Source organism: Acidovorax bellezanensis (assembly GCF_025421555.1).
Taxonomy (GTDB): Bacteria; Pseudomonadota; Gammaproteobacteria; order Burkholderiales; family Burkholderiaceae_C; genus Comamonas; species Comamonas bellezanensis.
In genome coordinates, this window is the sequence record NZ_JAODYH010000012.1 from 1 (window position 1) to 14317 (window position 14317).

Genomic DNA, 14317 nt, shown 5'->3' on the forward strand with positions numbered 1-14317 from the left:
AATGCCCTGAGCAACACGCTGAGCGGCGGTGGCGGCAACGACCGCCTGATCGGCGGCGCGGGCAACGACACGATGGATGGCGGGACGGGCAACGACGTCTTCGTGTTCGCAGCTGGCTTCGGCAACGACACGATCACCAGTTTCGACGCCATCCCGGATGGAGTCGGGGCGCAGGATTGGCTGGACATCTCGGCGCTCGGTATCAATGCGGGGTCCTTCGCCAGTCGTGTGGCGATTACCGATCTGGGTAATGACTTCAGCATCGCAATCGACGGCGTGGACACCATTCTGCTGCAGGGTGTCAACGGTGTCGGCACCAACACCGTCACGCAGGCCGACTTCCTGCTGGCGGCTTGAGCCGAGCGCGCGGTGCGGGGCTGTAACGGTCCTGCACCGCGAGTTCTTCCAAACGATAATGAACCCGAGGAGCCCGACATGACCGACCAAGACAAGACCCCCGCCGGCGCCGCGCAAGCAGGCAGTGCCCCAGCGCAGAGCGAACGCCGCACAGTGTCCGACCCGCGCGATGTGGCGACCCTCGTCATGTCGAGGATGAGCATGGTCAATGCGAAGAAGGACGAGCTCACGATCGCCATCAAGGGATTGAGCGACGTGACCCAGCAACTCGCACACGCCTATGCCGAGCAGATGAAGGCGATCGAAAAGCTGGTCAAGCGCGTCAAGGCGCTGGAGGCCGCTGGCGCCGCTGAAGCCTCCAAAGGCATGAACGGCAGCGGACTGCAATAGGCGACATAACAAAAGGGAGGGCCTGCTCATGAAGTCCCTGTGGACCGAACTGCGTCCGCTGCTGGGTTATATCGCAGCGTTCTCGTTCTTCATCAATCTGCTGTTCCTGGTGCCCGCGTTTTTCACCTTGCAGGTGTTCGACCGGGTCATCTCGACCAATAGCCACGAAACCCTGCTGGTGCTGCTGGCCGGCACCGGCGTGGCGCTGCTGATCCTGCTCATCCTGGACTACCTGCGAACGCGTTTGCAGAACGTGGTGGGCGTGCTGGTGGACGAGCGGCTCTCGCCGCCCGTGGTGAATGCCATCGTGGAGCGCGCTGCACGCACGCCCAACGGTAGCCGGACCGAAGGCATCCGCGACGTGGCGGCGCTGCGCTCGGTGTTCTCCGCCAATGGGCTGATCGCAGTCTTCGATGCCCCCTGGGTGTTCGTCTATGTGTTCGTCATCTGGTTGTTCCATCCGGCGCTGGGGATTGGCGCGGCGTTCTCAGCCCTGCTCATGCTGGCCCTGGCATGGCTTAACGACCGCATCAGCCGCAAGTCGCTGGAGACGCTGCAGAGCGAAGGTCGCCGGGCGGCCCAGTATGTCGAGAGTTCGCTGCGCAATGCGGAAGTGCTGCAGGCTCTGGGCATGACCCAGCGGCTGCTGGTGCGCTGGCGCGCGCTGCAAAGCCAGATCGCCGTGATGCAGACCAGCGCCAGCCGCAGCACGGTGGCCTTCGCGGCCGGCACCAAGGCGGTTCGCCAGGCCATACAGATTCTCATGCTGGCGCTGGGCGCCTACCTGGTGCTCAGTCAGCAGGCATCCGCCGGGGTCATGATCGCGACCAGCATCCTGCTCGGACGCGCTGTCCAGCCGGTCGAGCAAATTGTGGGCAGCTGGCGCACGCTGATCGAAGCACGCGCGGCCTACCAGCGCTTGCGGGAACTGTCGAAGGATTTCGAGCGCCCCGAGCCGCGCGTGGTCATGCCGCGTCCCGTGGGACGGCTCACGGCCGAGAATATTTCCTATCGGCCTCCTGGCTCGGACACCCTGGTGCTGTCGAACGTCGCCTTCGCGCTCGAGCCCGGCGAAGCCCTGGCCATCGTCGGTCCAAGCGCCGCCGGAAAGTCCACCCTCGCGCGCCTGCTCACGGGGGTGAGGGCGCCGAGTGCCGGCCGGGTGCGACTCGACGGCGCCGATGTGTCTTACTGGTCGCGTGAACAACTGGGCCCCTTCATTGGCTACGTGCCGCAGGACATCGAACTCTTCGATGGCACGGTCGCCGACAACATCGCACGACTGGACACTGTCAATTCGGAAAAAGTGGTGGAGGCCGCGACGCGCGCCAACGCGCACGAGATGATCCTGTTGCTGCCCCAGGGCTACGACACGCCGGTCGGCGAACACGGCTCGCGCCTGTCTCCCGGCCAGCGCCAACGCATTGCGCTGGCCCGGGCGCTCTACGGCGATCCTCAGCTGGTGATTCTGGACGAGCCGAACTCCAACCTGGATGGCGCCGGAGAAATCGCCCTGGCGCAATCCATGGGCAGCCTGCGCGAAGCCGGTGTGACGTCGGTGGTGGTGACCCATAGACCCTCGCTGATCGCCCACGTTGACAAGATCCTGGTGCTCGCGGGGGGGCACGTCAAACAGTTCGGCCCCGCCAGCGAGGTCATGCGGGATATGCAGCGCCAGGCACAGGCGGTCGTCGACCAGAAGGTGGCCTGAAGGCCCCAAGGATGCACTATGAACACCGCAACGCTCGCCATGCCTCACTCGAGCCAGGAACAAGCCCGCAGGCTGGCGCGGGCTGGCTGCTGGACCATTGTCCTGTCGGTCATTCCTATCGGCCTGTGGATGAGTCTGGCGCCGCTGTCTATGTCCGTCGTCGCGCCAGCTTTCGTCAAGGTGGATCTGAATCGGCGACCGGTGCAGCACCTTGAAGGCGGCACCGTGCGTGAGGTACTGGTGCGTGACGGCCAGCATGTAAAGGCCGGCGACCCCATTTTGGTGCTCGGTGACGTGAGGGTCGATGCCGACCGCAACCGGCTTGGTTACCGTGTGTTCGTGGAACAGGCCGCGCTGGCGCGTCTCGAGGCCGAGTATTCGCTCGCCAAAACCTTGAAATTTCCAGAAGACCTGCAGAAGGCGGCACAGACCGACGAGCGCATCCGGCAGGCCCTGCAGAAGGAGACCGGCCTGTTCCAGGCGCAGCGCCATTCCCTGGACAGCGGCACGGCGCTGATGTACACGCAGCGTGAGCGCGTGCAGCAGGAGATCGTGGCCGTCAACGCGCAGATCGATCAGGCGAAGAGCTCGCTCAATCTGCAGCGCCAGGACCTGGAGGCCAACCGTGGATTGATTGCCGAAGGCTTCATCTCCGCCAGCCGCATCTCCCAGATCGACTCAACGGTCATGGAGTATGCGGCGAAACTCGAAGAGCGGCGCACGGAGCTCGCGCGCGCCGGCCAGCGCCTGGTGGAGATCGACATGAAGATCCAGACGATACGCAACGACTACGTGAAGTCCGCCAGCGACCAGCTCAAGGCCACCACACAACGCCTGAGCGAGATCGAGCAGGAGCAACGCAAGTCGGAAGACGCCGCCCAGCGCCAGGTCGTATCGGCCCCGGCCAGCGGCGAGGTCATCGACCTCAAGTTCACATCTCCCGGCGCGGTGGTGGGCCCCGGGGACACGATCGCGGACATCGTGCCGAGCAACACCCAGCTCCTGATCGAAGCCCACATCCGCCCCGAAGACATCAGCAACGTCCGCCTCAACCAGAACGCACGGATCAAGTTCACCGCGTTCAAGCACCGCAACACGTCGATGGTGACGGGCACCGTGAGCTACGTATCGGGCGACCGTTTGCTCGAGCGCCAGAGCAACCAGCCTTACTACAGCGTCATGATCCGTGCCGACGCCGAGTCGCTCAAATCCATCAGCGGCTTCACGTTGCAGGCGGGCATGCCCGCGGAAGTCTATATCGCAGGCGTCACGCAGACGGCTCTTCAGTACATTGCCGAGCCCATCACCAGCACCATTCGCCGGGCGGGCCGGCAAATGTGAAAAATCTGTTCAGTATCAACGAGGGGAATGCATCATGCGCAAGAATTCCAAACAAAGCGAGCCAGTGGCTTCTTCCCTCGCTGGTACCCGACGCAGCTGGCTGAAGGCCTCGCTTGCGGCCACGGCGGCGCCCATTGTGCTGACACCGGGCAAGGCGAGCGCACAGCCCACCCCATTGCCGCCCAGCCCGCCGACAACGCCCTGGGTCGAGGAGCTGCCTACGCAGGTCACGCCGCTTTCGCCGCTCGCCGCGCTGAACCCGGCCCCCACCGTCACCGCGAACCTGGCTGGCGGTGAGTGCGGGCGCGCCCCGCACCAGCGCTTCGCCGCCCTGACGGTGCCCGGCTTGGCCGGCACACCGCTGCTCTACCAGCTGACGGCGAAAGAGAACCCGGCCTGGCTGTTCAACGGCAACAACCCCTACTACCCGCCGCAGCCCATCTGGGGCTACGAAGGCCACACGCCGGGCGTGACCACGCCAGGCCCCACAATCCACGCGCGTTACGGCCAGTCCATCATCTGCCGCATCCGCAACGGACTGCCGCAGAACCACATAGGGTTCGGATCGCCCGAGATCTCCACGCACCTGCACAATATGCACATGCCCTCGGAGAGTGACGGCTTCGCCGGCGACTTCTACAGCGCGACCCAACGCGGGTTGACACTGGCGGCGCCGGGGACGTTCAACGACCATTTCTACCCCAATCTGTACGCCGGCTTCGACGAGTTTGGCGGGCGCGGCGACCCGCGCGAGGCCTTGGGCTCGCTCTTCTACCACGACCATACGGACGGCGTGACGGCCCCGAACGTGCTCAAGGGGCTGTTCGGGCGCTACATGATCTTCGATGACCTCGATACCGGCGACGAGACCACGGGGCTGAGGCTGCCCAGCGGCGCCTACGACTACCCGCTGAGTTTCGCGGACAAGCGCTTCGACTCCGGCGGGCGGCTGACGTTCGACGAGCTCAACCCCGAAGGCGTGCTGGGCGACAAGATCATCGTCAACGGCAAGATCGAGCCGGTGCTGCGTGTGGCGGCCCGCAAGTACCGGCTGCGACTGCTCAATGCCGGCCCTTCGCGGTTCTACGAATTCGCGCTGCAGAACACCGGCGCCACCACCGTCTACCCCTATACCCAGATCGCCAGCGACGGCAACTTGCTGCCGGCACCGATCCAGAACGTGTTGCGGCTCCGGATCGCGCCGGCGGAGCGCGCGGACATCATCGTGGACTTTTCACGGTTCCCGATGAACACCACGCTCTACCTCGTCAACCAGTTGACGCAGGTCGACACGCGCAAGCCCGGCGTGCTGCAGGCGCCGGGCACGCGCGTACTCAAGTTCATCGTTGATCGCCCAGCCCCGGCGCCCGACCTGAGTCAGGTGCCTAGCGTGCTGCGCCCGCTGCGCGACCTGCCCAATGCCGCCGCACTCGCGGCGCTGCCTGTCCGCACCTGGGTCTTCGCGCGCAACAGCGGCATGTGGACCGTCAACGGACAGTTCTTCGATTCACTCACGCCGCGGGCCTCGATCAACCGGGGCGGCATGGAAATCTGGGAGTTCGTCAATCCGGACAACGGCTGGCAGCACCCCATCCATGTGCACTTCGAGGAGGGGCGTATTCTCAGCAAGAGTGTCAACGGCGTCAACGTGCCCATACCGATGAACGAGCGGGGGCGCAAGGATGTCTTCGTCGTCGGCGAACTCATGACGGTGCGAGTTCTCTTGCGCTTCCGCGATTTCCAGGGCAAATACATGATGCACTGTCACAACCTCACCCACGAGGACCACGCGATGATGGTCCGGTTTGATATCGTGTGAAGCCAGCGGACGATGCGCGATGAATGCTGATCACTTTCGAGGAGATTTTCATGAACGACCGCAGACATGTACTCGTCGGACTGGGGGCCGCTTCGCTGTGCGCGATCGGCCTGCCCGCAGCCGCCGGTTCCGCCGCGAAAACCCGTGCCGGGCAGCGCTTTCCGAATGTTCCGCTGAAGACGCACACCGGGGCCTCGGTGAACTTCTACGACGATCTGATTCGGGGAAAGATCGTCGCCATCAACATGATGTACGCCGATTGCGAAGGCATCTGCCCGGAGATGACCTACAACCTCTCGCGCGTGCAGGAGCGCCTGGGGTCTCGCGTGGGCAAGGACATCTTCATGTACTCGATCACCATCAGGCCCGAGATCGACACAGTGGAACACCTTGCCGACTATGCCGAAATGCACGACGTCCATCCCGGGTGGCTGTTTCTGACCGGAAGCCGGAAGAACATTGATCTTGTGCGCTATGCACTCGGCTTCTACGACCCGGACCCAAAAATTGACAAGGAGCTCAATCGCCATACCGGCATGGTGCGCATCGGCAACGACGCCTACGACCGCTGGGCTATGGCGCCGGCCTTGGCCAAGCCGGAGCAGATCGTGGGCGCCATCCTGCATGTGGATCGCAAGCTGCTGCCGAAAGCCGGTGGATGAACCGCAGCCTCCAACCCCGGCACCGCGCCGGCGGGCAGGACAGGGTTCTGTCGCCTGCCGCGAAGCTGCCCGTCTTGGCGTTCGCCATGCTGTTCATGGCGGTCCTGCCTGCGCGGGGGCAGAGCCTGATCGAGCTCTACGAATCCGCGCGCGGCTATGACGCCACTTTCCAGGCCGCGCGTGCGCAGCACGATGCCGCATTGGCGCGGGCGGCGCAGTCCAGGGCCGGCCTGCTGCCGACGGTAGGGCTGTCGGCCGGTGTCGCGCACACGCGGCAGGACATCTCGCCCGAGACCGCCTCGTCGGGGCGCGGGGTCAACACGAAGAATGTGGGCATCAACGCAACCCAGCCGCTTTATCGCCCCGCCAACCTGGCCAGCTATGAACAGGGAAAGCGCCAGGTCGACATCGCGCATGCCCAGCTCACTATCGCCGAGCAGGACCTCGTGGTGCGTGTTGCCCAGGCCTACTTCGACGTGCTGGCCAGTCAGGACAGCCTGGCGCTGGTGCGCGCGCAGAAAGTCGCGGTCGCCGAGCAACTCGCTTTTGCCAAGCGCAACTTCCAGGTCGGGACCGCGACCATCACCGACTCGCGTGAAGCACAGGCCCGCTACGACCTCGTCATCGCCCAGGAGATCGCGGCGGAAAACGATTTGCAGGTCAAGAAAATAGCGCTGGACCAACTGGTGGGGCGCCCCAGCAGCGTGCCGACGCCACTGGCGGCGCCGGTGGTGCTGCCCGCTCTCGTGCCGAACGACATCGAGCAATGGGTGGTGCAGGCCGATGCAGGGCATCCTTCCATCCTGCAGGCCCAGTTGGGGCTGGACGTCGCCGGGCTCGAAGTGCGCAAGGCCAAAGCCGGCCACCGGCCCACGGTCGACGCTACCCTGGGCTACAACATCACCCACAATCCGCAGAGCACGACAACGTCTGCGGAGCGCTCGCGCATCAAGGCGACTTCCGTGGGGGTCGTGCTCAATCTGCCTTTGTTCGCCGGCTACGCGACCGAGAACCGCGTCAAGGAAACGCTGGCGCTCGAAGACCAGACGCGCTCGGTGCTCGAGGCCACACGCCGCAGCGTATCCCAGGCCACTCGTGCCGCCTTCCTCGGCCAGGTGTCGGGGGCCGGCCAGGTCAAGGCGCTCGAAGCGGCCGAAGCTTCCAGCCAGGTCGCGCTCGACGCCAACCGCATGAGCTACCAGGTGGGCGTGCGCATCAATATCGACGTGCTCAACGCGCAGACCCAGTTGTTCCAGACCAAGCGTGATCTGGCCGTGGCGCGCTACGGCGTGCTGCTCGGCAACCTCAAGCTGCGGCAGGCGAACGGCACCCTGGCACCCGAGGACCTGCTCGCCATCAATGCAACGCTTGCAACCAACGGCCGCACCGCCGTGGACAGCACGGCACCGGTCGCAGCGCCCGGGCGGCGCTGATGCGAAAACGCTATCGCATTCGGCCAGGAATCCTGCTGTCGCTATGTCGGTCGAGTGACAGAGCCGGCCAGATCATCGCTATAAATGCTACAGGTCGTTAGGGTTACTGCCGAGATAACGCTGTAAAGATATGTATGAAAACCAAGTCAATAGCACTACCCATATGAGAACGGTGCTATTAATTTTAATAAAATAAGTGGGTACTCACCTATTTCCCTGGTCTTTCATCTTCGAACAGATGGTCCACGGGAGCTGGATACATTCGCTTCAAGGCTTTTGATGCATCTATCGAGGCCTCCTGCCCCATTTCATGCGGGCAAGTCTTGACACTCTTATACGGACACCACACATGGAATATGAATTTCTTCGAATGGGAATTGTCTACGCCCACCTGATCGCCTGCTGCGCAGCCATCGGACTGGTTCTCATGAGCGACATTGCGATGGTCAAGCAGCTCATCTCGGGTAATCCCCGCGAGCGCATGGACGAGAAGCATCTGCATGACCTGCAGAATACCGTGGCCTGGGCCCTGGTCGCACTCTGGGCCACCGGCGTGGCTATCATCACGCTGGACGCATCGTCCAAGGGCTGGGCGTACTTCGCCAACCCCAAGCTGCAGGCCAAGATCACTGTCGTCTGCCTGCTGACGCTCAATGGCTTCTTGCTGCACCACCGCGTGCTGCCGCTGATGAAGAAGGTCGGCAACCTGCTGAGCATGTCGTTCTCCCAGCGTAGCTTCGCCGTGTTCGCCGGCTCGGTCTCGGCGGTGTCGTGGTTCTACGCCGCATTGCTGGGCGTCGGTCGTCCACTGAACTGGAAATACTCCCTGACCGAAATCCTGGCCGCCTATCCGGCACTGATTGTCGGTGGCTTTGCCGGCCTGATGCTGCTGCTGGCCTGGGCGCGGCACCGCACCGGCGACGAGTCCCACGCGCTGAGCGGCACCCGATTCGTCGGAGCCCGTTGAACCCCACGCTGCAGTTGTCTGCACGAGGCCACCCGTCAGGGTGGCCTTTTTGCGTGGGCCAGGGGACTCAATAAGCAGAGGCCTCCGTCTGAAACGGGCTGCCATGCCAGGGCAGGCTTCCGTTTTCGTTGGCGTTGGAGTTGGCGTTGGAGTGGCTCTCACGCGCGTCCCACTCGATCTTGATGCTGTAGATGCGCGGCAGAATATCCATGAAGCATTTGAGCAGATACGGGTCAAAATGCGTTCCGGCGCCTTCCTGCAAAGTGTCTATGACCCGCTCGAGCGGCCATGCCTCCTTGTAGGGGCGTTTCATGGTCAATGCGTCAAAGACATCGGCAATCGCCACGATGCGTGCCGACAAGGGAATCTTTTCCCCCGACAGGCCGTCCGGGTAGCCGCTTCCATCCCATTTCTCGTGGTGGCGCAGGGCCACCTCTGCGGCCAGCCGGAAGACCGGGGCCTTGCTCTTGCTGAGGATGTCGTAGCCGATCTGGGTGTGCGTCCTCATGATCATCCATTCGGAATCATCCAGTTTGCCCGGTTTGCGCAGGATGAGGCTGGGGATGCCCACCTTGCCGGTGTCGTGCATCGGAGCGGCCAGTTCGAGCATCTGGCAGTCATGCTCGCTCCAGCCAATGGTGGCCGCAAGCTCCCTGGAAAGGGCCGCCATGCGCCAGATATGCGCACCCGTATCGTTGTCGTTGTAGTGGCCCGCCATGCCCAGCATGTGGACGGCATCGCGATGGCTTTGTTCGAGCTGGCTGGCGCGCACCAGCGAAAGATGGGTCTTGACCCTGGCGCGCACCACCGGCGGCGAGGCCGGCTTGGTGATGTAGTCGACCGCGCCACAGTCGAATCCCCTGGCTTCATCCCAGGCATCGGAGAGGCTGGTCACGAAGATCACTGGAATATGGGCGAACTGCGCTTGTGCCTTGAGCGCAAGGCAAGCGGCATAGCCGTCCATGTGCGGCATCTGGATATCCATCAGGATCAATGAAGGCGCGTGTTTTGCTGCCGCTGCCAGCGCTTCTTCGCCGTCGCGCGCAAACACCAAGGGGTAGTCCCTCTCAAGAATCTGCCGCATGGCGTCCAGGTTCAGCGGTTCATCATCAACTACCAGAATAGGGTTGGTAGGCATGGCTAACACTCCAGAAGAATATTCAGGGTGACCGCTATTTTCCGGGTACAGGCCTCCGCCCCCCGAAAGTCGTAGCGTGCGACCGCTTCGCGCAATTCGTGCCAATGTCCCGTGGACAACAGGGACTCCAAGTCTTCGAGAGCGTGCTCGATGTGACTGGCATCATCACTTTGAAGCGCCTTGACGAAGTGATTCAATTTTCCTTCCCTGTTGGCGGAAGAGGGCGGTGCTTCGGCGGGTGACCGAGCGGGCCGCGCGGCTGCCGCATATTCATGAATCGCTGCCTGCGCGTCACGCATGGCATCCTGCAGTCGGGCCAGCGCTTCGCTCGCATCGCTTCTTGCAATCAACTGCAGCTCCGCCGCCTTGGCGGCCTCTGCCACGGCGCCCAGGCCCAACTGTGCTGCCGCGCCCTTGAGCTTGTGCGCCAGTGCCGCTCCCTCATCATCGGGGGATGAGCGCATGTTGGCCACCGTGTCCGCATGGATGTTGGAGAATTTCAACAAGGCACTGGCCAAGGCCCAGGCATCGGGCCAGATGCGCAGGCCGCTTGCCGTGTCCAGCACCGCAACGGAGGCAGTTTTCTCGTGGCCAGCCTCCAAAGGCGTGGCTTCGTCCACCCGGTTGCAAGCGCGCAGTATGGCCGCGATCAGCTTGTCGACGTCGAAAGGCTTGGCGACAAAATCGTCGACCCCCGCTGCCAGTGCCTGGTCGCGTTGGGCCTGGAAGGCACCGGCACTCAGTGCAATGACGGGAATCGACTGGAGTGCGGGTGTCGCCCGGATTTCACGGGTGGCTGCATAGCCGTCCATGACGGGCATCTGCATATCCATCAGCACGAGGTCGAACGCCTGGGTGCCCGAAACGAGCATGGCCAGCGCGGCGCGACCATTTTCGGCCAGTTCAACCTCGGCCCCTTCGCTGACCAGGATGCGTTCGGCCACGTCACGGTTGATTTCGCTGTCATCGACCACGAGTATCCTCAGCCCCAGCAAAAACCTGTCCTGCGCGCGCGGGGGCGTCGATACACGCAGCTCGTCACGGTGCTGCTTGGCTTCAAAGACCGCGTTGAAGAGGCTGGAGCTGGTGACCGGCTTGTTGACGATGACGTCGACCGCTGCGGATTCAGGGTGGCTGAGGAATTGCTCGCGGTCGTAGGCGGTCACCATGATGATGATGGGCAGCTTCCCTCCCGCACGGCTTTCCTGGATCTGGGTGGCCGCCTGGAGCCCGTCCACGCCGGGCATGCGCCAATCCAGCAGCAAAATGTCATAAGCAGGGGCCCCGGGTGCACATACCTTGGCGATGGCTTGTGCGCCAGACGCCACCGTATCGACCTGCCAGCCCAGGCTGAGCACGGTATCGGCCAGGACCGAGCGTGCGGAGGCATTGTCATCCGCCACCAGCACCCGCTGGTGCGCCAGACCCGGGATCACACAGTTGTTCGAGTTGCTGGTCGCGAAGGCTATCGTGAAGCTGAATTCGCTGCCCTCGCCTGGCGTGCTTTCCACTGTCAGGCTGCCGCCCATCAGTTCCACGAGCCGGCTGCTGATGGTCAGCCCCAAGCCGGTGCCACCGAAACGGCGGGTGGTGGTGGTGTCGGCCTGGCTGAACGACTGGAAGATGCGCGCCTGCTCATCCTTGGGAATGCCTATGCCCGTGTCGGCCACGGCAAAGCGCAACACCACCTGGTCAGGGCTGTCGGACGGCAGTTGCACGATGCGCACCGCCACTTCCCCGCGCTCCGTGAACTTGATGGCGTTGCCCGCCAGATTGATCAGCACCTGGCCCAGGCGCAGGCTGTCGCCGATCAGGAAGTCGGCGCCCGGCGGTGGCGGCGCGACGATCAGTTCCAGGGGTTTGCTGCCCAGGGACGCGGTCATGATGGTCGCAAGATTGTCCAGTACATCGGAGAGCAGGAAAGGCACGGTCTCGATGTCCAGGCGATGCGCTTCGATTTTCGAGAAATCCAGGATGTCGTTGATGATGCCGAGCAAGGAATGGCCCGCGCCGTGCAGACGCATGACCATCTCCATGGAAACGGGCTGAAGATCCTGTCGCTCCAGCAGATAGCACAGGCCGAGGATTGCATTCATGGGCGTGCGAATCTCATGGCTCATATTGGCGAGGAATTGCGATTTGGCCTGGGTCGCCTTTTCCGCTATGGCGAGTGCTGCGTGCAATTCCTGCGTGCGCTTGGTGACCTGCTCTTCCAGCAGCAGGTTGAGCTCGAGAATGCGGTTTTCCGCCGCCTTCTGCGCGGTGATGTCGCGGTTGATACCGACCATCTGCAGGGGCAGACCGTCAGCGCTGCGTTCCACGGTGGCGGCGGCCTGGATGAAGCGCACTTCGCCGGAGTCGAGGACGATGCGGAATACGGGATCGTAGATGCCGTTGCCATGCAGGTGCTGCTGCAGCTTGTCTTCCACCATCGCGAGATCGTCGGGGTGGACGCGGCTGTGCCAGAAATCCCAGTAAAGGCCGCTTTCCCGCAGCGACGCCGGGACGTCATAAATGGCCAGCATGCATTCGTCCCAGGTGAGCCGTCCGTCCGCCAGATTCCAGACCCAGACGCCAAGACCCGCAACGTCGACCGCCTGGCGCAGCCGCTCCAGCGTGGTCTGGAGCTGGGTTTCGAGTTGTCGGCGTCGAGAGATGTCCGCGATGGAGGCGAGAGTGGTGGGCCCTTGCCGTGTGGCGACGGGATTGAGGCCGATCTCCACGGGGATCTCATGGCCGTCCTTGTGCAGGCCGAAGAGGTCCATGCCAAGGCCCATGGGGCGCGCGTTCTGGCTGGACTGATAGTTCCTCACATTGTGCTCGTGCTTGTGCCGGTTGCGGTGCGGAATCAGGGTCTCCAGCGGCATGCCGAGCAATTCCGCGCTGGTGTAGCCAAACAGCTCTTCGGTCTTGTGATTGGTCAGCAGAATCTTCTGCTCCTGGCTGACCATCAGCATGGCGGTGGGGGCGGCTTCCACCGCCAGCTGGAAGCGCTCGTCCGCGGCCACCTGTTCCGAGATGTCGCGAATGGTCTGGGCCGCGCCCACCACCCGGCCATTGGTATCGCGGATGGGGGAGCCGGTGATGGCGACATCGATCAACTGGCCGTCGCTGCGGTGTCGCGTGGTGTGCTTGAGGGGGATGGTTTCTCCGTGCAGGATTCTGGCCAGAATTCCGGACTCTTCGGCGTGCTTCTCCTCGGGCACGATGAGGCTGCTCAGAGGTCTGCCTATCGCGATGCTGCTCGCGTAGCCGAAGATTCTTTCGGCAGCGTGGTTCCAACTGGTCACGATACCTTGCAGATCCTTGCCTATGATTCCGTCGGTGGCGCTGTCGACAATGGCTGCCAGTCGCGCGTCGTTGATCGCGGCCTTGCGGCGCTGCTGGACATTGAGCAAGAAGAAGTACAGCAGGGTGGCCAGCAGGGCCGAGAAGCCGATGATGGACTTGGCGGTGACCGTCGGGTCGGTCAGGTTGAGCTGGCTTAAGAATTCGGGGGAGGCCTTGACTTCGGCCAGCCACTGACGGCCATACAGCGACAGGGGAAGCAGGGTGACCATGCCATCAAGTACGGGCCCGTTGGCGCCTGGGCTGGTGTAGAAGCGATGCGGGCCCTGTGGCGTGTCGTTGTCATAGAGCACCAGGGACAGCTGTTCCTTGAACAGGTCCAGCCCTTCGAGTACTTCGTCGATGGTGAGCGGCGCATACGCCAGGCCCACACCGGCATTCAGCCGCGCCTGTGGCGAATCCAGCGCACTCTCGGGGCCATAGATGGGCAAAAGGATGAGGAAGCCCAGGTTTTCCTTGCCACTGGCCTGCACCAGGGTGATCGGTTGCGTCAATATGGGCTGTCCCGCGCTCAGGGCCTCCAGGGCTGCATCGCGCCGGCGAGGCTCCGAGGCGATATCCAGTCCTATGGACTCGCGGTTGCTGGCCTCGGGCTCCACGTAGTGGATCAACAAGTGGTCGCCATCGTGCGAGGAAAATTCCTTGACCTCAAAATCGGGTCTTTCGGTCGCTTTCGTCGTGTGCACGAAATTGGCCAGGCCAGAGCGCGGGACCAGCCGGATGAAGCCAAAGCCTCGCGCCCCAGGAAACTCCCGTGTCAGTTCGCGCGACTCGCTGTAGCGACGGAACTGCTCCCGCGTGATGCCGATATTCTCCGCGGTGATGATGGCGCCGCGAGCACCTCTTACGCCATCTTCATAAACCCGCATTCGGTCCGACAGCTCTTCGAGGGCGCGGTCGGCGAGGGTGGAGAACCGGGTGGTTTTCAACTCCTGCTGGACGGCAGACAGACGGTGCCACTCGTAACCCGCCAAGGCGCAGCCAAGTGCGAATAGCATGGCCGACCAAGCCAAAGGGGAAGAGAGCTTTTGCATATGTCCATCCGCTGGTGCTGCTGGAATGCTGGAAACACCCAGGGACAAATGGAGGCATAGACGCATGCCCATTCAAATGCACAGGGTGTAACTAAATGAAGATATTTGGCACCAATA

The 14317-nt window shown here is 63.2% G+C and carries 9 protein-coding genes and 1 pseudogene; 8 read left to right on the plus strand and 2 right to left on the minus strand.

Going from position 1 to position 14317, the window contains the following annotated elements; all coding sequences use genetic code 11:
* The 8 genes and pseudogenes from N0K08_RS19105 to N0K08_RS19140 all read left to right on the plus strand — a co-directional run.
* Nucleotides 1-357: pseudogene (locus tag N0K08_RS19105) on the plus strand (hypothetical protein); the annotation flags it as partial.
* Nucleotides 358-435: 78 nt separating this feature from the next.
* Entirely contained in the window at nucleotides 436-747 is a 312-nt protein-coding gene (locus N0K08_RS19110; protein ID WP_261501992.1) for a hypothetical protein, read from the plus strand.
* A 28-nt stretch (nucleotides 748-775) separates the two neighbouring features.
* A complete protein-coding gene (locus tag N0K08_RS19115; RefSeq protein ID WP_261501993.1) occupies nucleotides 776-2458 on the plus strand; it encodes a type I secretion system permease/ATPase in 1683 nt (560 codons plus the stop codon).
* A gap of 18 nt (nucleotides 2459-2476) precedes the next feature.
* Nucleotides 2477-3799, plus strand: a complete 1323-nt coding sequence (locus tag N0K08_RS19120) for an HlyD family type I secretion periplasmic adaptor subunit (protein WP_261501994.1) — start codon at nucleotides 2477-2479, stop codon at nucleotides 3797-3799.
* A gap of 64 nt (nucleotides 3800-3863) precedes the next feature.
* Nucleotides 3864-5618: a multicopper oxidase family protein gene (locus N0K08_RS19125; RefSeq protein ID WP_261501995.1), complete on the plus strand. Its 1755-nt coding sequence runs from the start codon at nucleotides 3864-3866 to the stop codon at nucleotides 5616-5618.
* A 23-nt stretch (nucleotides 5619-5641) separates the two neighbouring features.
* On the plus strand, nucleotides 5642-6280 hold the full coding sequence (locus N0K08_RS19130; RefSeq protein ID WP_261501996.1) for an SCO family protein: 639 nt from the start codon (nucleotides 5642-5644) through the stop codon (nucleotides 6278-6280).
* Nucleotides 6281-6366: 86 nt separating this feature from the next.
* On the plus strand, nucleotides 6367-7713 hold the full coding sequence (locus N0K08_RS19135) for a TolC family outer membrane protein (RefSeq protein ID WP_261502078.1): 1347 nt from the start codon (nucleotides 6367-6369) through the stop codon (nucleotides 7711-7713).
* 370 nt (nucleotides 7714-8083) lie between these two features.
* On the plus strand, nucleotides 8084-8680 hold the full coding sequence (locus N0K08_RS19140) for a hypothetical protein (protein ID WP_261501997.1): 597 nt from the start codon (nucleotides 8084-8086) through the stop codon (nucleotides 8678-8680).
* A 67-nt stretch (nucleotides 8681-8747) separates the two neighbouring features.
* Here N0K08_RS19140 and N0K08_RS19145 read toward each other — a convergent pair whose 3' ends face one another.
* Complete coding sequence (locus N0K08_RS19145) at nucleotides 8748-9818, minus strand: response regulator (protein ID WP_261501998.1); 1071 nt, start codon at nucleotides 9816-9818, stop codon at nucleotides 8748-8750.
* Nucleotides 9819-9820: 2 nt separating this feature from the next.
* Nucleotides 9821-14164, minus strand: a complete 4344-nt coding sequence (locus tag N0K08_RS19150; protein WP_261501999.1) for a PAS domain S-box protein — start codon at nucleotides 14162-14164, stop codon at nucleotides 9821-9823.
* Nucleotides 14165-14317: the final 153 nt, after the last annotated feature.